Consider the following 21,072-nt stretch of genomic DNA (forward strand, 5'->3'; position numbering starts at 1 on the left):
TAATTTTCTTAGATGAGGATGATTGTATGATTTACACACAGAAAAACACACTAAGGAAACTGGTTGAGGTCATTATTGTTATTGCACTTATCGGTATTAGTGACCAACTCTTTCAGCTTCACTTAACTACCTGGGAGCTTGATCCATTATTTTTCTTTGTTCTTCTTTTCTCTTTAAGGTATGGATTAACAATGGGGTTGCTTAGCTTCTTTCTAGCCCTTATTTATCATATGATGGCCATCGGCTTTAACGGAGGAGATATATACCTGCTTTTCTATGATACGAGTGAAGCCTCATGGATTTTATTCACCTTATTATTAGCCATCATTTGTGGCTTATACAGTACATCCTTCCAGGAACGATATGAAAGCCTTCATTATCGTCACGATGAGTTAAAAGATGAGAATGAACAATTAACTGAAGCTATTAAACTACTAGAACATTCTCAGAAAACGATGCAAGAAAAAATGCTGGAATCTGAACATAGTCTGACACGTATCTATCAAGTGGGGAAGGCACTTGATCAATCATCACCTGAACTAATTCGAAATGAAGCCATTACGATTATCTCGAATCTCTTTAAAGCGAAAGAATTAGCGATCTATCATTTGGATTCTTCTAAAAGAACTTTACGTCTTCACATTCGAAAGGGCGACTCCAACCATCTTCCGCAAACGGTTTTTATTGAAGAAGATTCGGCGGTTTACAAACGCCTCTTCCGTAATAAAACGATCACACTTCGAACGATAGAAGATGAGAACAATTCCCCAGTTCTAGTTGGACCAATTATTTATGATAACCAGATCAAAGAAGTACTCGTTATCTATCAAGTTGATTTTGCTAAACTAACAACTTATGAAATTCAAATCATGTCGCTTGTCCTTGATTGGATGTCATCAAGGATTGAAAAAGCAACTGAGCTTGAACTGAAAGAAGAGAAAGTAAAGATGTTCCAGGGAACAAATATTTATTTCAAAGAAGCCTTTGATCATAAGGTGCAAATACAGAAGAAACGAAACGAGGAATTTGATCAATCCTATAGTGTTATTCACGTTCACTTTGCTAAATTCGATCGTATTACACCTGTTGAAGCTGAGATCATTCTTAGGTCTTATCTTCGAGAAATTGACATTATGGGATATGACCCATCAGAAAACATTTTCTCTTTCTTATTGCCTGGAACAGCTCCGGAAAATGCAGAAATTGTCAAACACCGAATCAAGAAAGCCTTAACCGAAAAGGGTGGCATGCATGTTGGATAATTTATTCTATCCTCTTATCCTTCTTTATATTATCCATGCGATATTCATGTTCATCTTATCCTTTTTGTTAAAACGGGTTGTGGATCAAAACCATCATGGTGTAATTACATGGATTGCTATCGTTTCTTGCTTTTTACCTCTGATTGGTGAGCTTTTCGGAGTCATTTCGTGGCTCTTAGCGAAACGCTGGGTAACAGATAAAATGCTCGTTGACTACGGAGAATATGTGTCATTCGATGTTTTAAACCTGGAATCGCTTCGTCATGAAGCAGCAACTAGCCTTGACTTAGTCCCGTTAACGGAAGCACTTAACGATCATGAACATACTACTAGAAAAGATTTAATAGTCCGTCTCATTAATTCAAACATTACGAATCAAGGAAAATATTTAAACCTTGGCTTAAATAATAGCGATTCTGAAACCGTTCATTACGCGGCGGCCACGATGAACATTCTTCTTGATCGGTATGAGAAAGAACTCCAGAAAGCGAAAGATCTTTACCGTCTTCATGATGAAAGTAGCTTTCTAAAGGTTGCTGATGTGTACGAGCGTTATATAAAAAGCGGATTACTTGAAGATAGTTCACTTCGTAACGTGCAGAAAGAATATGCTACTTTACTAGAAAATGAAACAAAAAACCCAACAAATGATACGCAGCGATATGTTTATCTTGGTGATCTTTATTTAGAGATGGGTGATGAAGAAAAAGCTATCGAAACGTATAAATACATGACCGAGGCCTTTCAGAATGAACCAGAAGGCTACCTTAAATTAATTGAATACTATTACGGAAAGCGAAGTTGGGCGATGATCAGACCCCTTCTCAATGCGATAGAAATATACGTACCAGAATGGAAAATACCTGACAAACAACACTTTGTCCTAAAACAACTTGGGGGAAATGCAGAATGAAAAAGCAATCGTATCAATATGTGATCGCCATATTTGTTCTTCTTCTCATCTTTATTGGTGGCTTACAAATGCTTCGTCTTGATCTCTTTCAACAACTTCTTCCTGCAAAGGAATCGAAAGAGGTTTCTTACGCAACAATGAGCTCCTCATCCAACGAGTTGAAAGGAGAAAAGATGAAAATATATATCCATGAAGATGATAGCGACTTATCGAAATCGGTTCTCTCAAATCTCCAACATGCTCTTGATTATGCCAAAGTAGCTTACGAGCCCATTTCGATAGATGAGATTCCTTCCATCGAGGCTTCTCCTTACAATGTCCTCGTCCTAGCAGGAGAACACTCGAAAGACTGGCCTTATGAAGAAATTAAATCGTTCGTCGAGGATGGAGGACGACTTTATATAGGTTCTCGGTTTATTAATGCCGAATGGAATGAGCTTCTTGGCGTAACTGATTTTGGAGATTTTATGGACGGCTATAACGGCCTTTCATTTAAAAAAGAACTGTTACCAGGTTACATAGATTTAGACAGCAGCTCTACGTTATTCGCCCATAGCATTGCCGATGTGGAACTTAAGAAAACTTCAGAAGTATTCATTAAAGTCGAGGACGAACCTATTTTGTGGACACATGAATTTGGGAAAGGAAAAATCCTATTCTGGAATACTACTTCCGTTGCCGAAAAAATTTCTCGGGGGCTATTGCTACAAGCTATGTCGTTCCTCACCCCAGCTTTTGTCAGCAGTCAGGCCGGTATTAAAGTGGTGTATCTGGATGACTTCCCGTCCCCTGTTCCTTATGAAACAACCGACACCATTCAAAATAAATATGATATGACGATTAAAGAATTTTACACGAATGTTTGGTGGCAGGATATGAAACAGCTTGCTGAGGATTACAATGTATTGTACACAGGTGTAATCATTGGAACGTATCGTGATACAACCGAACAATCTAGCGAAGACCTCAATGAGCGAATCCGCTATCCAATGCTGAATTTTGGAAGAGACATATTGAAGCATGATGGAGAGCTAGGCTTACATGGGTATAACCATCAATCACTTGTTCTAGATAACGAACCAATCGATCCTAAACTTGGCTATTCTCCATGGGAAAGCCAGGAAGAAATGACCGTCGGAATCAAGCGCATCAAATCTTCATTCGATTATTTCTTCCCAAAAGAACAAATTAAAAGCTACGTCCCTCCTTCTAATATTATTAATAAAACTGGCATAGCTGCGCTTGTGGAAAGTCTCCCTCACTTGGAGGTGATCGCTGCTCTCTATTCAGGAACCGATCAGGATGGTAGCTATATCCAGGAATTTGGACAAGACGAGTCGTACGATCGCTTATATAACTTCCCAAGAATTTCTAGTGGGTATCTTGAATCTGAAGAAGATCAATTTATCCAAATTGATGCCATTGCGAACTTTGGCATGATGTCCCATTTTGTTCACCCAGATGATGTGCTAGACCCCGCACGATCCACGGGAGATGGCTGGGAGGGTATGAAAACAAACCTTGAAGCTATGTTAAAGAAAACAAATGATTACTACCCATACCTTGAACCTTTAACACAACATAATGGTTTATTGAAATACAAAAAATATGAGGAAGCAAGCATTGATGTGACGTATGAAGAAGATTATATTCATGTATCTGGAGAAGACCTGTTAAATCCTTCCACAATGCTCATTCGAGTACAGCAAGGTAAACGAATTGAAACAGGTTCTTTCCCTTATGGAGAAGTGAGCTTATTGAGTAAAGAGGGCTCTCTCTACCAGCTCACTCTTACAAAACCTGAAGCAGACTTACTTATAAAGGATGTTACATCATGAAAATCGGAATTGTTGTCGAAGGAAGCTACCCTTACGTAAGTGGTGGTGTCGCAAGCTGGGTGCATATGATTGCTAATCGTATGCCTCAGTTTGAATTTCAAATCATTGCGATCACACCATCTCAGCTTACAGAAAAAGACTATCGATATGAACTACCATCTAACATAACAGGTATTACGAATCTACCTTTAAATATGAAACAACCGAACAGTAAACAAAAGATCCAGCTCACCCCTTTCGAAGAGGAGGCCCTGACGGATTGGATGATGTTTCGCAAGGTTACACCAGAGGCACTTCATGTTTTTACGACAAAGCTTGGTGGAACGAACAGCTTTTTCTCTAGCAGACTTTTCTGGAATATGGTTCAAGAAAGTTATCAACAGGAAAGCCAAACTGGCTCCTTTATTGATTACTTCTGGATGTGGCGCGGTATGTACACGCCGATTTTAGAATTACTTCAATTCGATTTTCCTGAAGTCGATTTGGTTCACTCTGCTTCAACTGGTTATGCCGGACTGATCTCAGCTGCAATCAAGCAGCAGCAGAACATTCCTTTTCTCTTAACAGAGCATGGCATTTATTCAAGAGAAAGAGAAGAAGAGATCCTGCAAGCTTCCTGGATTCCAGATTATTATAAAAAACGTTGGATTTCGTTCTTCCATCACCTTTCAAAACAGGCTTATGAAGAAGCTGATGACGTCATTACCTTATTTGATAAAAACAGTGACCTTCAAAATGAACTTGGAGCAGTATCAGAAAAACGATCGGTTATCCCAAACGGCATTCACTATGAGCGCTTATCAAGTATTGAAAAAATACAGGGAGATAATAAAGTACTACGCATCGGGGCAATCGTACGAGTCGTTCCGATTAAAGATATTAAAACGATGATCCACGCTGCTAAATTATTACAAGAAACCGAGACTCCGTTCGAGCTAACAATTATGGGCCCACTTGACGAAGAAGAAGAATACGCAGCTGAATGTCAGCAGTTAATCGACCAGCATGAACTCAATCAAAGCGTCTTTCTAGTTGGTAAAGTTAACATTATCGACTATCTACCAAACTTTGATCTGTGTCTGTTAACAAGCATTTCAGAGGGGCAACCTTTAGCCGTACTTGAAGGTATGGCTGCTGCGATTCCATGGATTGTAACAGACGTAGGGTCTTGCTCTGAGCTAATATATGGCCGTGAAAATGATCCTTATGGCCCCGCCGGATTCGTCGTTCCACCTGTTAATCCTAAGAAAATCGCAGAATATTGCACGTGGTTTTATCATCACCCCATCGAAGCGGAGAAATTTGGGCGTAACGGCCAAAACCGCGCCAAAACATTTTATCAAGTGCATCACTTTATCGATCAATATGTTGACTTATATGAAAGGAGAGGTGCTGAATATGGCCGGAATCGGATTTAAATTACAAAAGCTATTTCAAGAAGATTACTTTTCATCACGCCTAAAAGCTTATGCTTTTGCCGGCCTCGTCACTTCAGGACCGTGGCTTATCGTTATCGTCACGATCGCCCTTATTCAGTGGTTAACCTCTTACTTTTCTATTGTAACGCTTGAAGAGCGAGGCATTTTCAATTTATCTGTCTCGTATTGCTTTATCTTTTCACAAGTGATTCTTGGGATTCAACAGCTCGTTGTCACGAGATATGTTGCAGACCTATTCTACGAAAAAAAATTCAAAGAGATATTTGCGACATTTATCGGGATGACGAAATTTACACTTCTCATTGCGACAATCGCCTGGCTGATCTTTATCTGGGTCTCGCCTTTACCTTTTGTATTTGAGCTTGTGATTTTCTCATTATTTATGACGATCAATTTAATTTGGGTACTCTTTCTATTTTTAAGCGCGGCTAAATTCTATCAAGCAGTTGCATATAGTTTTCTAATCGGAGCCACCATTTCAGTTGGTCTTGTCTATCTTATTAGTGTAAACATTGACCGCCTCCCAAGTTTTGAGCACGCATCTAGTTTATTCTTACTTATTGGATTTACAATCGGCATGATCGTTACGTTGTTTGGTCTTCTGATGTCGATGCTAATGACTTTTCCTGAGAGGGAAATGAAAAGGCAATTTAACTATTTAAGCTATTTTGATCGGTTCCCTTCTCTCTTTTGGACTGGTTTCTTATACAATATCGGTATTTGGGTGTGCAACTGGGTCATTTGGTTTGGAGAAGGAAGTTCTACGTTAGTAGATTCGTTTATTTACAACCGAACATACGACACAGCAATCTTCTGGTCATACTTAACGATCATTCCAACATTGATTATCTTTGTTGTATCTGTCGAAACGCGATTTTATGAGCGCTATCGCGTTTTTTATGGCTATATCAACGAAGGCGGTACTTTGCAGCAAATCAAGCGAGCGAAGGCAAGTATGCAATTGGTTCTGAAACAGGAGATGGAACGCTTATTTCGAAGTCAGGGCGTTTTCACTCTTTTGGTCGTCGTTACAGCAGGTTATCTTCTCAGCTCACTTGCATTAGAATCTACCATCATTTCTATTTTCCGATTCACGACACTTGGTGCCTTTTCAAATGCAATGGTGTTAGTTATCACGTTAATCCTCTTATACTTTGAAGATCGAAAAGGTGCAATGATCACTTCGATTTTATTCTTTGGCTTAAATTTCACTCTCTCCTTTGTCTTTCTACCATTGGGCTATGAGGGGTACGGACTCAGCTTTGCAATTGGATCTTCACTTGCCTTTCTTTATGCCGTCATTCGTTTAATCACGTTTATTGATGAAGTTGATTATTACGCTTTTTGCACTCCGAATGAAAACAATTCTTCCTATTCCAGACAGCCCTTCAGTCGAATGGGTCAGTGGTTAGATGAGAAAACGTTTTTATAATATCGTAGACAGAGCCCCTCGGATTATCGAGGGGCTCTGTGATTTTCCAACAAAAATTCACATTTATTATCAAAAATGATCTTGATTCAAATAATGAAATCAACTAATCTAATAAAGTAATCCAAAATTAACTACTAATGTTATCTTACGAAGGATGGTGTCAGTATGCTACCAATTGAACGAAAGCAACAAATTTTAACATGGATTGAGAAAGAAGGTACGCTTAAAATCTCGGACATTAGCAAACGATTAAGCGTTTCTGAAATGACAGTTTATCGAGATATTAAACCGCTCATCGAAGAATCTAAGGTTGAAAAAACAGCCAACGGCATTGCACTGAAAACACGTACAGAAATTCCATCTGATGTATGCGCTTACTGCCTCAAGCATGTAAGTACACGTTTATCTGTACAGCTCATCAAGCACAACCAGCAAATTGAACATACATGCTGTGCTCACTGTGGTCTTCTTCGTTATCGAGATATTGAGAAGGAAGTCTCTCAAATTATATGTAAAGATTTTTTGAAAGACACCACGATTAGCGCAAAAGTGGCTACGTATTTGTTGAATGCTGAGCTAAATCTTAACTGTTGCCAGCCTCAAGTGATGGCTTTTGACTCTTTGAAACACGCCAAACAGTTTCAATCTGGATTCGGTGGAGAAGTATATACTTTTGAGAAGGCCATTAAGGAGATCGTACGAGAAATGGAAGGAACGTCCTGCTGTCATAAAAACTGAAGAGGTGTCGTTACATGGAAGCAGTCAAAGTAGAGCAACACGTAAATAAAGAGGAAAAACGATCTCACCAAAAGAAGAAAGCTTCTTTTTACCAAACAGTATGGAGATGGCATTTCTATGCAGGTATTATCTTCGCCCCATTTCTCTTAATCCTGGCGTTTAGCGGAGGGGTTTATCTTTTCAAACCACAAATTGAAACAATGCTTTATCAAGATATGTATTATGTAGAAGCTCAAAGTACTGCGATGGCCCCAACTGAATTAGTGAACAATGTAACAGAAGCCAATCCACGTGGAACGGTTACTTCGATTCGATTCTATGACGATCCTACCCGTACCGTAGAAATTGGGTTAATGGAGAATGAACAACTGTCTTCTGTCTTCGTAAATCCATACAGTGGATCGATTGTTGGTTCACTAAATAATGAAGAGAAATTCACGGAAATCTTCAAGAAACTACATAGCGAATTAATTGTTGGAGGAACGGTTGCTAATCGACTCGTTGAGCTAGCCGCTTGCTGGGCGGTTATCCTTCTCTTAACTGGTTTATACATCTGGTGGCCAAGAAAGAAAGCCTCGATCTTTGGAACGGTTATCCCACGATTCAAGAGTAAAGGCAGAACGTTCTGGCGCGACCTTCATGCTGTCCCTGCTTTTTGGCTCTCGATTTTTATCGTTATTTTAATTGCAACAGGACTTCCATGGTCAGGTGTAATGGGAGAACAAATCAATCGCGTTGCGACATCAACAAATACTGGTTATCCCCCCTTTACGTTTGGGGAGAAACCTGACTCTCTTACATTAACAAAAGATGTTGCCGAGGACATCCCATGGGCAGCTGAGAACGTATCTGTTCCGGAATCTGCGTTAAGCGGATATGTTCCGCTGGCACTAGAAGAAATGACGGCTCTAGCAAATGAAGAAAGTATTGAAAAACCTTACACGATCTCAATGCCTCAGGGGGAAACTGGTGTCTATACCGTCTCAACTTCTCACACGAAACCAGGAGACAATGCCACCCTCCATGTTGATCAATATTCAGGAGAGATCCTTGCCGATGTTCGTTTCTCTGATTATGGGGTAATGGCCAAAGGAATCACGCTTGGTATAGCTCTCCATGAAGGTCGACTATTTGGACTTATGAATCAAATCATTGGACTTATTGTCTGTATTGGATTAATCGGTGTAGTAATTAGTTCGTTCATCATGTGGCGTAAGCGGAAACCTACTGGTCATTCAGGTGCGCCGAGAAGTTCCATAGATAAGCGAACAACTCGGACTGTGTTTGCGATTATGATCGTTCTTGGCGTCATTATGCCACTCGTCGGCCTATCCATTATCATCGTTTATTTACTCGACAAATTTATATTTCCACTCGTTACGCCATTAAAAGCGTGGATTCACTAGAAGATGGGAGAAACGGCATGAAGAACATTACATTGTCTATGCTACTCTGTTTAACCTTAATTACTGCTTGTACTGCAACCGAAGATACAACAAATCCCGTCCTTCAAGCGGATATTCAATTACCAGAACAATTAACATTAAATACACCCTTCACGCTTGCAGTAACATTAACTAATGACGAACAACCAGCAGAAGTGATTTTCAACATTTGGAAAGCTGGAAGTAAGAATACGACTAGAGTCCTTCAAGCAGAAAAAAGCGAGGATAATCTTTATACGGTAACAACGCATTTCGACGAGGAAGGTCTTTATTACGTTCAAACGCAGATCTCAGCTGGCGAACTCCGCACAATGCCCAAGAAGCAGTTTATTGTAGGAAAGCTTAGTGATGATGAAATCAATACGCTGACGAAACAAGCAGATTACCCTAAGAATGTAGAAAATCACCATCATTGATCAGATAAGCCGCCCCCCTCTAGGGAGCGGCTTTTCTTTATTTAGGCGGATAGAGCTTCTGCATATAATCGACTGACTGATCGATAAGCTCTTTCAATACACCAAGATCAATGTCCGCAAGCTTATTTACATAAACACAGGCCTTCCCTGTTGTATGCTTGCCTAATCGTTCTAAAGCTTCCTCGCGCTCTGGTTCTCCTTGAGCGAGATACAAACTAATCTTAGCCTTCCTAGGAGAAAATCCAACGAGCGGTGCATCCCCCTCATGCCCCGTAGCGTATTTATAATGATAACTTCCAAATCCAATAATACTTGGTCCCCACATTTTCGCTTCATACCCTGTCGTTTCAGTAAATAGATCTAACAAACGATAGCCATCTTCTCGCTTCTTTGGATGATCAACGCTTTCAATGAATTCAATCACACTATAATCCGTTTCTTTCGTTTTCAGTTCATACATCAATATCCCCCCCTCTTTTCATTACTTTCACTTTATATCTACTCCGCTCATTCGCTAATTCCTTTTTATTTGCTCTTGTTCAACAAGGGCAAACTTCGAAAGCTTATTACCGCGATGAACTTATAAGTAAAAATGTATCAAGAGTATTTCTTTTATTACCGTTTCATGTTTCTTATCGAAAATCAGTTAGGAAACAGGTAAACCGGGAACGTTCCTCTTTATAGTCATACCGAACTAGCATTGATACTTACATCTCGGAGGTATAACCATGTTTACTTTAAATGATATTCCAATGTTCTTTGTGAATTTCTTCATTATTCTACCTATCGTCACTCTTATTCATGAAGCAGGTCACGTGCTCATAGCGCGGCTGTTTGGAGGTAAGGTGAAATTTTGCATCGGTACAGGACGTACACTGTTTCATATAGGACCTCTGGAAATTAGAAGAAAGTATTTCATGGAAGGTTGGTGCCAATACGAAGAATTAACCTACAATAAGACGTGGGCACACGTTGCAATCTATTTAGGTGGCAGTCTATTCAACCTCATCGTGATTTTAATTATTAACTATTTAATCATCTCGAACACAATACCTGTTACGCTATTTTTCTACCAGTTCACATACTTCTCTATCTATTTCATTTTCTTCTCACTTATGCCTTTCCGAAATGACAATGGAAGACCAAGTGATGGGATGGCAGTATTCGATGTTCTTCGATACGGAAAATCCGTCGATCCAATTGATTAGAAATAAATGATAAGAGCCAGATCCTGTTCTCACACAGTATCTGGCTTGTTTCCATTTCGTACCATTATTCTCATTCCTATCGAAATGAAAACCCCAAACCTACTCATAACACCATATATCTATTCGAAGAATTGTAGTAAAATAAAGGTAGAAGAAAACAAAGGGGTGATCACTTGACTAGCAAGATGAACCAGTTGTTCGAGGAGCAGAGGAGTGTTCATGTGCTTTATGCCTACCATGGGGTGAAGAATTACCTGGAACAAGTCGTTAGTTATACTGAAATAGGGGTCGCAAACGGAGATTATGTCATCTTAATCGAAAATGACCGCCTGTATCCGATGATTGAGAAAGAATTATCGTCAAGGTTAACCGCTAACGAAATGAAGTTTGTCCACAGAGTGAACAGCTTCGACTTTTACTTTTCTAGCGGCAGTTATCACCCTCCTGCCATTCATGAATATTTCAAAAAGACCGTTCAACCTTATGTGGAATCTAATCTCTCCTTCCGCTCATGGGCACATGTGGAATGGGCCTCGATGGAAGAGCCTCTTCACCTTATAGAAGACTTCGAAAAAATTGTAGACGAAGCAGTAAACGACCTTTCCTTCCCTCTTATTTGTGCATACGATGGAGAAAGAATGCCAGATTACCTCATTAACATTTTGATGGAAACCCACCCTTACGTGTTAATGGAAGAAGAATTTTTCACTTCAAAACAATATTTAGCTTAAATAGAAATGCACCCCTCTAAGGAAATCTCAGAGTGGTGCATTAGCTTTGATAAGGCTAAACGATGAGACTAGACGTTGATTCTTTCATTCGTCTCCATTGTTTTAACATTTACTTCAAAAGCATCTGGATATTTAATACCAACACCTGTGTTTAAACAAATGACCTGTTCATCTTCTTTGATCCAATTTCGTTCCCTTAATCTTTCCGCAGCAGCGAATGTACTCGCGCCTTCAGGACAAATGAATTGCCCTTCTAACGCAGCAACTTCTCGCTGAGATATTCGAATGGCTTCTTCAGAAACAGCAACGGCACACCCTTCTGTTTGATAGATCGCACCCAACACAAGAAAGTCTCCGATCGCTTTAGGGACGTTTATACCAAATGCATGCGTCGTTGAATTTTCCCAGAACTCAGACTCCGTTTTCCCTTCTTCGAATGCCTTCACAATAGGGGCACACCCCTCCGATTGCACAGCAACTAACCTTGGAAGTTTTTGACCCTTAATCCAACCAAGCTTTTGAAGCTCAAGAAACGCTTTATAGATCCCGATAAGACCAACGCCACCACCTGTTGGATAAAGAATCACATCAGGAAGCTCCCAATTCAGCTGTTCCGCTATTTCATATCCCATCGTTTTTTTACCTTCAATACGATAGGGCTCTTTTAGAGTAGATGCGTCATAAAACCCTTGCTCTTTCACGAGATCACCCACTATTTTACCAGCGTCACTTATTAACCCGTTGACTAAATAAAGATGAGCACCAGAAATACTCACTTCTTTTCTCGTAATCTCTGGTGCGTCAACAGGCATAACAATATGAGCTTCCAATCCAGCCTTTGCCGCATAAAGTGACCAGGCAGCTCCTGCATTTCCATTTGTCGGCATCGCAAGGTTCTGAACGCCAAGCTCTTTCGCCTTCGAAATGCCGACTGCCGCTCCCCGAGCTTTAAATGAACCAGTTGGCACCATTCCCTCGTCTTTTATGTATAAGTTTGAGAGATTCATTTTCTGACCAAGGGATGGTAGTGGCAGGAAAGGCGTCATCCCTTCTTCGAAACTTACTTTATTCTTTTCTTCTTTAACAGGAAGTAATTCATGATAGCGCCAGAGCGACTGTTCTCTTCCGGTTATCATTTCCTTCGTAAGATGCTTTTTCACTTCATCAAGGTCATAGTCGACAAGAAGTGGTGAACCACAAACACAAAGCTGTTGAATCGTATCTGAATCATATGTCTCGTTGCACTTTGGACACAATAAATGAGAAACCATACTATACGGCATTCAAGCACCTCCAACGATTTAATGAAAGACGTGTTGAAACCCAAAGTTCACACGTGATGAACTTCGGGCTTCATTTCGTCATAACTAGCTATGAAAATCAAGTCCTGATCGCACTTCTTCCACATATCCTGCTCGAATCACATAATCACCGAAATGCTCATGCTCCTCTTTTTCTTTCGCATAGTTAAATAGAATCGGTTTTAATGACGCAAGAATTTCTTCTTCGCCAATGTTTTCTTTATAAAGCTTGCTGAGACGATCCCCAACAAACCCTGCTCCCATGTACATATTGTACTTACCAGGTGCTTTCCCAATAAAGGCAATCTCCCCAAGCGTAGGGCGTGAGCAGCTATTTGGACAACCGGACATGCGGATCACGATTTCTTCTTCTCTCAGTCCCGCTTCATCCACGATCTCTTCAATCTTATCAATGAGAGAAGGTAGATAACGCTCTGCTTCTGCCATCGCTAGGCCGCATGTGGGGAACGCCACGCAGGCCATCGAATTACGGCGCAGTGCTGAATTCTGTTTTCCATCTGTTAAACCATATGTTGCCACAAGTTCATCAATCTCTGCTTTCTTCTCCTCTGATACATTCGCTATGATGAGATTCTGGTTCGGCGTTAGTCTGAAATCCCCTTCGTGAACCTTTGCGATCTCCCGAAGTCCTGTCATAATCTGATAATCTTCTAAATCCACAATACGACCATTTTGGATAAAGAGCGTTAAATGCCACTTGCCATCACCCTTTACCCATCCATAGCGATCACCATTATGATCGAAATGATAAGAACGAGCTTCTTCTAGTTCATAACCCAGTCTATTATTCAATTCGTTCCGAACCCAGTCGAGTCCTCTTCGATCGATCGTATATTTGAAGCGAGCGTTCTTCCGCTCTGAGCGATTGCCATAATCCCGCTGAATTGTAATGATTTTCTCAGCAACATCAACAATCTTTTCAGGTGTACAGAAACCAATGATTCGGGACAGTTGAGGATACGTATTTGTGTCCCCATGCGTCATTCCCATACCGCCGCCTACTGCGACATTAAATCCTTGTAGCTTGCCATCTTCAAGAATTGCAATAAACCCCAGATCCTGTGAGAAAATATCCACGTCGTTTGATGGTGGAACAGCGACACCGATTTTAAACTTTCTCGGCAAGTAATGCGGACCATACATTGGCTCAATTTCCTCTTCTTTTCGATCAAGTACTTTTTCTTCGTCTAACCAGATTTCATGGTACGCTCTCGTTCTCGGTAGAAGATCATCGCTTAGCTTCCGTGTCCATCCATGCACCTCGGCATGAATATCCGATTGATATGGATTGGCATTACACATCACATTACGATTCACGTCACCACATGCCGCAAGAGAATCCATGAGAACTCGGTCCATCGCCTGAATGCTTTTCTTCATATTCCACTTCAGAATCCCATGCATCTGGAACGTTTGGCGCGTTGTTAGCTTTAGCGTTCCATTTCCGTATTGATTCGCAAGATCATCCATTACTAGCCATTGTTCTGGCGTAGCTACTCCACCAGGTAGTCGCACTCGAACCATAAACTGATAAGCTGGTTCAAGCTTCTGCTGTTTTCGCTCTTGACGAATATCGCGATCGTCCTGCATATAGCTCCCATGAAATTTTAATAGTTTAGTATCTGCGTCTGGGATGGAAGCGGTGATGGGATCCGCAAAGCTTTTCACAAGCGAGCCGCGTAAGTAATCACTTTCGTCTTTAATCTTCTCCATTTCACTCGGTTTGCCGTCTTCTGTTACCGTCTTATTCGACATGACCAATCTCCTTCCCTGATGCGCTTAGTACACATCGCGCTGGTAGCGTTTCGCGTTTCGTAGATCTGCAAGATAAGCTTCTGCTTCTGACTCACTGAAATTCCCCTGTTGCTCTAAAATATTAACAAGTGCCACGTGAACGTCTTTTGCCATATACTTCTCATCTCCACATACATAGACGTGCGCACCTTGTTGAAGCCACTCATATAGTTCTTTACTTCGCTCGAGCATGCGGTGCTGAACATAAACTTTCTCCTCTGTATCACGTGAAAAGGCGACATCCATTCGCGAAAGCACCCCATCTTTCAACCATTTTTGCCATTCGACTTGATAAAGAAAGTCTGTGACAAAATGCTGTTCACCAAAGAATAGCCACGTTTCTCCACTTGCGCCACTTTCTTCTCGCTCTTGTAAGAATGCCCGGTACGGCGCTATGCCAGTGCCTGCGCCTATCATAATGATAGGGGTGTCAGGATGATCCGGAAGTCTAAAGTTTTGATTTCGCTGCACAAATACTGGGAGTGTATCCCCCGCTTGTGAGCGCTCTGCGCATTGGCCAGAGCATACGCCCTTACGAGTTCGACCATGTGCATCATACCTTAGTGCGCCAATTGTGAGATGAACTTCATCTGGATTTGCGTTTGAACTGCTTGCGATCGAATAAAGACGAACCGGAATTTTGCGCAGAACGTTTACGAACTCCTGTACCGAGACGGTCCACGGTCCGTAGTCCTTCACCAAATCAATTAAATCTCTACCGTAAAGGTATGTTCTTAATTCTTCGCCTTCCGCTTCAACCATGCGCTTAAGCTCAGAACTTGATGTCAGCTCTGCGACCTTCTTGAGCAATGGCTTTGTGAGACTCGTAATCTCATATGTTTTCGTTAAAGCTTCTTCAAGTGGCTGAACGTCACCCTGTTTGTTCACCGTAACCTGTTCTTCTCGCTTCCAGTTCATTTCATCGATTAGCTGACGGACAAGAGCAGTATCATTCTCCGGGTAAATACCAAGGCTATCACCCGGCTCATATTCAAGGTTCGATCCTTCAAGATCAAGCTCAATGTGCCGCGTTTCTTTATTCGATCCACGTCCATTTAAATTAACATTCTCAAGAATTTCGGCTTTGAATGGATTAGTTCTGGAATACGTCTGACTCGACTCATCAGGTTTTGTTTCAGAAGTCGATTCTCTCGTAGACTGATCTTCTTTCAATACTCCCGTCACGCCTTCGAACCATTCTTCTGCCGGCTCTTCGAAATCAAGATCACAATCTACACGAGGATAAAGCCTTGTTGCACCTAATTCTTCAAAGCGCTTGTCAAAATCTTTCCCGGTTTGGCAGAAAAACTCATAGGAGCTATCACCAAGTGATAAGACAGAGAATCTGAGACCATCTAATTCAGGGGCTCTCTTACTTTGAACAAAGTCATGGAAGCTTAACGCATTATCAGGAGGATCGCCATCTCCGTGGGTGCTTGTAATCAATAATAAATCTTCTACTTTTTTAAGTGACTTTGGCTTAAAATCATCAAGCGATGAAAGGGTAACGCTGTATTTCTCGTTTTCCAATCGCTCAAAGAAAGATTCCGCTAGTGACTGACAATTGCCAGTATGTGAGCCATAGAGAATCGTAAGCTCACGTGTTTTTGCTTCTTGTTTCGAGAATGCTTCTGAAGCAGAAACACCTTGAGCAACCGTCTCAGTAGCTGCCGCAGCTTCAGAGCTTCCTGGTACGGAAAGATATCCGCTCAGCCATATTTTCTGCGTCTCATTTAATGTTGGTAAGAGACGATTTAAAAGCTCCGTTTGTTCTTTGTCAAAAGGGCTATTCACAACCTGTAACTGCAATACAATCCACCTCACAATACTCATTTTTAATTCAATGTAATGAAAGTAGTTTACTCGGAATTAAGCGTAAATAAATTCGTCTGCATTCCCCCTAACCCATTCAACACAAAAAACCTCTCTTCTAAAATATAAGAAGAAAGGTTTGTAAGTACGAAGCCAGTCTTCTTATCTTTCAGGATAAACCTGCTGGATTTGGCACAGTATGAGATGAAGAATCATCTCATCGGTTGCCGAAGCTTCATAGGGCCAGTCCCTCCACCTCTCTTGATAAGAAATATTGCTATCAAATTGTAAATGACAATGATTGGTTCAAATGTTATCTCGTGCTCGAATAAAAGTCAATATATTATTAGAAAATTATCATCATTCAATTAACTGAATGGCGATAACACCAGGAATCTTCATGAAAAATAATCCAAATGATTCAGGTCTTTTATCCCTCACGTTGCCCCTCTAGTATCCTATTCCGCATGCGCATGAAATCAATCGTATTGGCCATGACAAGAGATAGAATCATAAGATTCATCAACCAAACGGAGTAGTCAAAAGGCAGCACCAACAAGAGAAAAGCCATGAAAGAAAAAACACCGGAGCGAATGACATGATCTTTAGATGTGACGTTAACTTTATTTCCACGTTTCCATTTCAACAAGTTCACCGCAATACCAAATATCGATAGCAGCATGCATATGACATATGACTACAGTGAAAGGTCATAATCCACTATAAAAATCGTAGACGATAAAAATAGCGTCAATACCGTATATCGAATCGCGATTTCTTTATGCGTTAGCGAATCAAAATCCTTCAATACATTCCTCCTTTTGACAATGATTGAATTTGGACATTTCTTGAGATACACGGTCCTTATGTAGATGGATAAGCTGGCTTCATCTCATTTGAAATCACCTGAACCCAAGGCCGCTCTCTGTTCCACGTCACTTCTAAAGGGACGCCCATACTTTTACTAAGATGTTCAGCTGTTAACACATCTTTCTTCTTGCCATTCACTGCAATTCGACCATTTTCCATAATCATAGCGTGAGTGAATACGGGACAAATCTCTTCAATATGATGAGTGATATACAATATGGTTGGACCCTCTTTCTTCTTTCCAAGTCGTTCAACCTGAGCTAATAACTGTTCGCGTGAATACAGATCCAGTCCGTTGCACGGTTCATCTAGAATAAGAAGCTTTGGAGAAGCCATTAACGCTCTTGCAATCAAGATTTTCTGCTTCTCTCCTTGAGAGCAAATTCGAAAAGGTTTGCCGCGTAAATGAGCAATCCCCCATTCTTGCATCACCTTCATCGCTTGAGATTCATCCTCTTCTGTCACCTGCTCATAAAGTCCAGCTGAGGCAAACTTCCCGCTAATCACAACATCTGTTACTTCCTGCATGGGAGAAATACGCTCAGTGAAAGCGTTGCTCACCCAGCCAATAGATTTTCTAAGTTCATTCAAATCAGTTTTTCCAAGACGCTGCCCTAATACTTCAACGATGGGATCATATCGAAGCAGGGGCCAGATCGAGCCGTGAATTAACTGAAGTAGCGTCGTTTTACCTGATCCATTTAATCCGACAATGGCCTGATGCTGTCCTTTCTCTACCGAAAAAGAAATATCGGATAAAATCATCTGTTTCTCACGTGTGTAATAAGCATTTTCTACATGAATGATTGCCATACATCTCACTCCGTTCTTTGAAGAAAGTCACTCCAACTAGCGCTTTTTACATCGTATACCCGTTAGCAAATTCTTGAATCACTTCAAGCTCCTCTTCGTGTGAGTCTCTGCCAACGTTATGCTCATACAACTTTTGCATCCGTGTAACATCACCGTCGCACTCCTCAGTAATAGAAGCAACAGCACGTAAAAGGTTCACTTCGTTCTTAAAATCCTCCTTAGATATTGCCTCCCCGTGTGATAAGATGAACCATTCTGCCTCAAAGCTTTCTAACTGATCAAGCAGTCGAGTTGTTGTGTTAACAGTGTAATTGACTTTTTCTGAAAAAATATCAGGATAAAAGCAGTCTCCAAGAAATAGGATTTTCTCTTCCCTCACATAAATCACAACCGAATCAGCCGCGTGATCGCCCCCAACTGGCTTAAGAATACATGTGACACCACCAAGATCAATCTCCATTTTCTCTCCAAACGTTATATCTGGTAGCGTAATGGTAATATCTCGAGAACCCACAAATTCCTTCTTAATCGCATTTGCACAAAATTCAATTTCAGTGCCTTCTTTCACCCGCTCATCCAACTCAACATCAGACCATCCTAACGGAATAAGCTTACTAATTTCCTCTTTCGTCTGATGGGAGGATAAGGAGACAGCATCTCTAAGCACCGATAGTCCAAAAATATGATCCCAATGCCAATGAGTAAGCGCGACCATGTCTGGTTCCTTGATTCCTTTTTCCGATAGCTCTTTTAGAAAATAACGAGCATGGTCCTCTGAATTCCCAGCATCGATCATCAGAGACTTTCTATCTCCAATTACCATCCCGAGAATCGGTCGATCCGTATCGGCTACGGGCGTTTGGTAGTAAAAACGAGTGCCGATTTGCTTAATCTGTTGCATAGTATAACCTCCATAACCGACCATATTTTTCGAAATTTTTAATTCTTTTCATCATATCACTATAGGAAGCCACTGCTCAATTCATATCCTTAACGACGATAGTATAAAAAAAGCGATAGTACCTTTCCTGGCACTGTCGCTCTCATCATCACTTCGAATTCATCTTTTCATACAGCGTCTTCGTCACAATCAAATCAAAAATCGCGATGCCAACTGTTTTAAAGAGAAGTCCTTTTTCATTCAGGTTGTCTGGTCGATGATTTTGTTGAATGATTTCTTCTAACGCCAGAGAATCAGACTCCTGTCTGCCGAGTTCCCGCGCACGAATCAAATCGCCAGATTCATGAAAGCCTCTTCGCGTATCAACATACAGAGCGTCAACAGACTTGAGAAATGAATCCGGAAGCTCCTGCATCGCTGGTTTAAAGGATCCAACTGCCACTACCAATTTACCGTCCCACTCTGAAGCTTCAAGTTCAGGTAGCACAGGATTCGTTGATGTTGTCGTTGTGACGACAATGTCTGACTGTAGGACTAACGTTTCAATCGAAGCCTCTTCTACAATTAAGTAAGGATACGATTCTTGAGCTTTTTCTATAAATGACGATACTTTTTCTTTGCTTCGATTTGCCACGTACACCTTCTCAATCGGTCGAACTGCCATGGCTGCTTGAAGATGACTCCATCCTTGCGTACCGAGGCCAATGACGCCAAGTGTTTTCGCGTCTGGTCTTGATAAGTATTTCATTCCAAGCCCACCTAATGCTCCTGTTCGAAGAGCTGTGATTTTCATAAAATCACAATACATCAATGGCGCAAGGGTCTTGCGATCATTTAAGATCATCATTCCGTGAATCGTTTCTTTCCCATGCTTCCAATTGTCAGGAGCAACGCCCGCCAGCTTCACAGATTGGTAGTTTCCATAAAAGGAGGGCATAAGTAGAAACGTATTGTCCCCATCTTCTACATGCATTCGTTCAGGTGTCACTTCACTCTGGTCTTCTTCTGTTAAATAATACGCTTCAATCGATTCGATTACTTCTTGCATAGATAGGTTCTGTTCGATTTCTTGTCCTGAAAGAATATTCATATGTACCTCCTATAGTTAAGCCAATCTACGTTCAACATACCATTTCAAAGAAGTTGATTCCAAACAATCGTCTTATCCTTTTATTGATTTTTTATTTAATAGGTAAACACCTACCAAAATAACAACCATACCTCCCCAGTCACTTAACAAAATGACTTCATTCGCAAGAAATAAACCGATAAATAAGGCTACCACCGGAGGAATATAGGTAACCGTTGACGCAACCACTGCACCTAACTTATTGACGATCACATAATACAATATATAAGCAAGTCCTGTTCCAACAATCCCAAGACCAATGATCACCCCAAGCAGCGCACCTGTGTCTGTTTTTATATCACTTATTCCTCCCAGGTCGCCAAATATTCCAAGAATCAATAGAGCTAGTATCATTTGGTAACTTGTGAGCGCTGCTGGTGAAATGTTGACATTTGATAAGAATCGTTTCGCATAAACAAAAGAAATCCCAACGGCTAGTGATCCGATTGTCATGTACAATACACCACTTAAATCAAGACCATCTTCCCCATTTACCCAGGGTTTGGCAATAAGTAAAACACCTATAAACCCAACAAACACTCCTGCTAATTTTCGTTTTGATAATCTTTCTTCTTTTAATATAAGAAACGTTATCAGCGTTGAAAATAATGGAATCGAACCACTCAAAGCCCCGGCAATACCGGAGTTTAATAGAGACGTTCCTTTCGCAAAACAATAGAAATAGACGACCGTAGCCAGTATCGCCATCATAAAAAAATGATGAACATATTTGAAGTGCTTAAACTTCATTTGTTTCGTCATAAGGGCACAACTGAGGACCGGGATGAGCCCTGCCAGTATGCGTAGAAAGACAATTTGTTCCGGAGTAATGATAACGGCAGCCCATTTCATAAACAGAAAATTCGTGCCCCAAATCAACCCCAATGAAAGATAGGCTAAATAATAAACGTTCCATGTCTTCACTCGTTCCAAGTCTGATTCTCTCTCCTTTCCCAAAAGCTTATCTGATCTTTTTGATACCATTTTAAAATGGTATAATTATTATATT

At 40.8% G+C, this 21,072-nt stretch carries 19 protein-coding genes and 1 riboswitch; of the genes, 10 read left to right on the forward strand and 9 right to left on the reverse strand.

Features of this window, described 5'->3' with window-relative positions; all coding sequences use genetic code 11:
- Positions 1–26: 26 nt before the first annotated feature.
- The 8 genes from ABVF21_RS14170 to ABVF21_RS14205 all read left to right on the forward strand — a co-directional run bounded on the left by ABVF21_RS14170 (position 27) and on the right by ABVF21_RS14205 (position 9,483).
- Complete coding sequence (locus ABVF21_RS14170) at positions 27–1,262, forward strand: hypothetical protein (protein ID WP_303529289.1); 1,236 nt, start codon at positions 27–29, stop codon at positions 1,260–1,262.
- Positions 1,255–2,175: a hypothetical protein gene (locus tag ABVF21_RS14175; protein ID WP_371018420.1), complete on the forward strand. Its 921-nt coding sequence runs from the start codon at positions 1,255–1,257 to the stop codon at positions 2,173–2,175. The genes ABVF21_RS14170 and ABVF21_RS14175 overlap by 8 nt, the downstream gene beginning before the upstream one ends.
- Positions 2,172–4,013, forward strand: coding sequence for a DUF2194 domain-containing protein (locus ABVF21_RS14180; protein WP_371018421.1), 1,842 nt, complete (start codon positions 2,172–2,174; stop codon positions 4,011–4,013). The genes ABVF21_RS14175 and ABVF21_RS14180 overlap by 4 nt, the downstream gene beginning before the upstream one ends.
- Positions 4,010–5,431, forward strand: coding sequence for a GT4 family glycosyltransferase PelF (pelF, locus tag ABVF21_RS14185; RefSeq protein WP_371018422.1), 1,422 nt, complete (start codon positions 4,010–4,012; stop codon positions 5,429–5,431). Before ABVF21_RS14180 ends, pelF begins: the two co-directional genes overlap by 4 nt.
- Complete coding sequence (pelG, locus tag ABVF21_RS14190) at positions 5,412–6,884, forward strand: exopolysaccharide Pel transporter PelG (RefSeq protein ID WP_371018423.1); 1,473 nt, start codon at positions 5,412–5,414, stop codon at positions 6,882–6,884. Before pelF ends, pelG begins: the two co-directional genes overlap by 20 nt.
- A 165-nt stretch (positions 6,885–7,049) precedes the next feature.
- Positions 7,050–7,622 carry a DeoR family transcriptional regulator gene (locus ABVF21_RS14195; protein WP_303529303.1) on the forward strand — a complete coding sequence of 191 codons (573 nt, stop codon included), beginning with the start codon at positions 7,050–7,052 and terminating at the stop codon, positions 7,620–7,622.
- Positions 7,623–7,636: 14 nt separating this feature from the next.
- Positions 7,637–9,028 carry a PepSY-associated TM helix domain-containing protein gene (locus tag ABVF21_RS14200; protein WP_303529306.1) on the forward strand — a complete coding sequence of 464 codons (1,392 nt, stop codon included), beginning with the start codon at positions 7,637–7,639 and terminating at the stop codon, positions 9,026–9,028.
- A 17-nt stretch (positions 9,029–9,045) separates the two neighbouring features.
- Positions 9,046–9,483 (forward strand): FixH family protein, encoded by a 438-nt coding sequence (locus ABVF21_RS14205; protein WP_371018424.1) that lies wholly within the window; start codon positions 9,046–9,048, stop codon positions 9,481–9,483.
- A gap of 37 nt (positions 9,484–9,520) precedes the next feature.
- On the opposite strand, the gene ABVF21_RS14210 is transcribed toward ABVF21_RS14205, so the two are convergent.
- Positions 9,521–9,943 (reverse strand): DUF1801 domain-containing protein, encoded by a 423-nt coding sequence (locus ABVF21_RS14210; RefSeq protein WP_371018425.1) that lies wholly within the window; start codon positions 9,941–9,943, stop codon positions 9,521–9,523.
- Positions 9,944–10,211: 268 nt separating this feature from the next.
- Here ABVF21_RS14210 and ABVF21_RS14215 point away from each other — a divergent pair, with 268 nt between their 5' ends.
- Together ABVF21_RS14215 and ABVF21_RS14220 are read left to right on the forward strand one after the other, a co-directional pair.
- The gene (locus tag ABVF21_RS14215) at positions 10,212–10,691 is read left to right on the forward strand and encodes a site-2 protease family protein (protein WP_303529315.1); all 480 of its coding nucleotides are present in this window, start codon (positions 10,212–10,214) and stop codon (positions 10,689–10,691) included.
- 173 nt (positions 10,692–10,864) lie between these two features.
- A complete protein-coding gene (locus ABVF21_RS14220; protein ID WP_303529318.1) occupies positions 10,865–11,422 on the forward strand; it encodes an MEDS domain-containing protein in 558 nt (185 codons plus the stop codon).
- Positions 11,423–11,490: 68 nt separating this feature from the next.
- On the opposite strand, the gene ABVF21_RS14225 is transcribed toward ABVF21_RS14220, so the two are convergent.
- From ABVF21_RS14225 to ABVF21_RS14260, 8 genes are all read right to left on the reverse strand, one after another.
- On the reverse strand, positions 11,491–12,705 hold the full coding sequence (locus ABVF21_RS14225) for a threonine synthase (protein ID WP_371018426.1): 1,215 nt from the start codon (positions 12,703–12,705) through the stop codon (positions 11,491–11,493).
- Positions 12,706–12,789: 84 nt separating this feature from the next.
- The gene (gene cysI / locus ABVF21_RS14230) at positions 12,790–14,499 is read right to left on the reverse strand and encodes an assimilatory sulfite reductase (NADPH) hemoprotein subunit (protein WP_371018427.1); all 1,710 of its coding nucleotides are present in this window, start codon (positions 14,497–14,499) and stop codon (positions 12,790–12,792) included.
- Between the two features lie 24 nt (positions 14,500–14,523).
- Entirely contained in the window at positions 14,524–16,347 is a 1,824-nt protein-coding gene (locus tag ABVF21_RS14235) for an assimilatory sulfite reductase (NADPH) flavoprotein subunit (protein WP_371018428.1), read from the reverse strand.
- Positions 16,348–16,509: 162 nt separating this feature from the next.
- Positions 16,510–16,621, reverse strand: a riboswitch (SAM riboswitch).
- A gap of 159 nt (positions 16,622–16,780) precedes the next feature.
- Positions 16,781–16,996 carry a hypothetical protein gene (locus ABVF21_RS14240; protein ID WP_371018429.1) on the reverse strand — a complete coding sequence of 72 codons (216 nt, stop codon included), beginning with the start codon at positions 16,994–16,996 and terminating at the stop codon, positions 16,781–16,783.
- Positions 16,997–17,214: 218 nt separating this feature from the next.
- Positions 17,215–18,033 carry an ABC transporter ATP-binding protein gene (locus ABVF21_RS14245; RefSeq protein WP_303529324.1) on the reverse strand — a complete coding sequence of 273 codons (819 nt, stop codon included), beginning with the start codon at positions 18,031–18,033 and terminating at the stop codon, positions 17,215–17,217.
- A gap of 46 nt (positions 18,034–18,079) precedes the next feature.
- Complete coding sequence (locus ABVF21_RS14250) at positions 18,080–18,934, reverse strand: MBL fold metallo-hydrolase (protein ID WP_371018430.1); 855 nt, start codon at positions 18,932–18,934, stop codon at positions 18,080–18,082.
- 148 nt (positions 18,935–19,082) lie between these two features.
- Positions 19,083–20,024, reverse strand: coding sequence for an ornithine cyclodeaminase family protein (locus tag ABVF21_RS14255; protein WP_371018431.1), 942 nt, complete (start codon positions 20,022–20,024; stop codon positions 19,083–19,085).
- Between the two features lie 72 nt (positions 20,025–20,096).
- Positions 20,097–20,987, reverse strand: coding sequence for a DMT family transporter (locus ABVF21_RS14260; protein WP_371018506.1), 891 nt, complete (start codon positions 20,985–20,987; stop codon positions 20,097–20,099).
- Positions 20,988–21,072: the final 85 nt, after the last annotated feature.

Source organism: Pseudalkalibacillus sp. JSM 102089 (genome assembly GCF_041366475.1).
Classification (GTDB): Bacteria; Bacillota; Bacilli; order Bacillales; family Guptibacillaceae; genus Guptibacillus; species Guptibacillus hwajinpoensis_B.

Excerpts from the sequence above, each read along its gene's own strand:
- ABVF21_RS14250 (WP_371018430.1), bottom strand. The coding sequence starts at position 18,934 with ATGCAACAGATTAAGCAAATCGGCACTCGTTTTTACTACCAAACGCCC.
- ABVF21_RS14210 (WP_371018425.1), bottom strand. The coding sequence starts at position 9,943 with ATGTATGAACTGAAAACGAAAGAAACGGATTATAGTGTGATTGAATTC.
- pelF (WP_371018422.1), top strand. The coding sequence starts at position 4,010 with ATGAAAATCGGAATTGTTGTCGAAGGAAGCTACCCTTACGTAAGTGGT.
- pelG (WP_371018423.1), top strand. The coding sequence starts at position 5,412 with ATGGCCGGAATCGGATTTAAATTACAAAAGCTATTTCAAGAAGATTAC.
- ABVF21_RS14200 (WP_303529306.1), top strand. The coding sequence starts at position 7,637 with ATGGAAGCAGTCAAAGTAGAGCAACACGTAAATAAAGAGGAAAAACGA.
- ABVF21_RS14215 (WP_303529315.1), top strand. The coding sequence starts at position 10,212 with ATGTTTACTTTAAATGATATTCCAATGTTCTTTGTGAATTTCTTCATT.
- ABVF21_RS14180 (WP_371018421.1), top strand. The coding sequence starts at position 2,172 with ATGAAAAAGCAATCGTATCAATATGTGATCGCCATATTTGTTCTTCTT.
- ABVF21_RS14205 (WP_371018424.1), top strand. The coding sequence starts at position 9,046 with ATGAAGAACATTACATTGTCTATGCTACTCTGTTTAACCTTAATTACT.
- cysI (WP_371018427.1), bottom strand. The coding sequence starts at position 14,499 with ATGTCGAATAAGACGGTAACAGAAGACGGCAAACCGAGTGAAATGGAG.
- ABVF21_RS14225 (WP_371018426.1), bottom strand. The coding sequence starts at position 12,705 with ATGCCGTATAGTATGGTTTCTCATTTATTGTGTCCAAAGTGCAACGAG.
- ABVF21_RS14170 (WP_303529289.1), top strand. The coding sequence starts at position 27 with ATGATTTACACACAGAAAAACACACTAAGGAAACTGGTTGAGGTCATT.
- ABVF21_RS14195 (WP_303529303.1), top strand. The coding sequence starts at position 7,050 with ATGCTACCAATTGAACGAAAGCAACAAATTTTAACATGGATTGAGAAA.
- ABVF21_RS14245 (WP_303529324.1), bottom strand. The coding sequence starts at position 18,033 with ATGGCAATCATTCATGTAGAAAATGCTTATTACACACGTGAGAAACAG.
- ABVF21_RS14255 (WP_371018431.1), bottom strand. The coding sequence starts at position 20,024 with ATGAATATTCTTTCAGGACAAGAAATCGAACAGAACCTATCTATGCAA.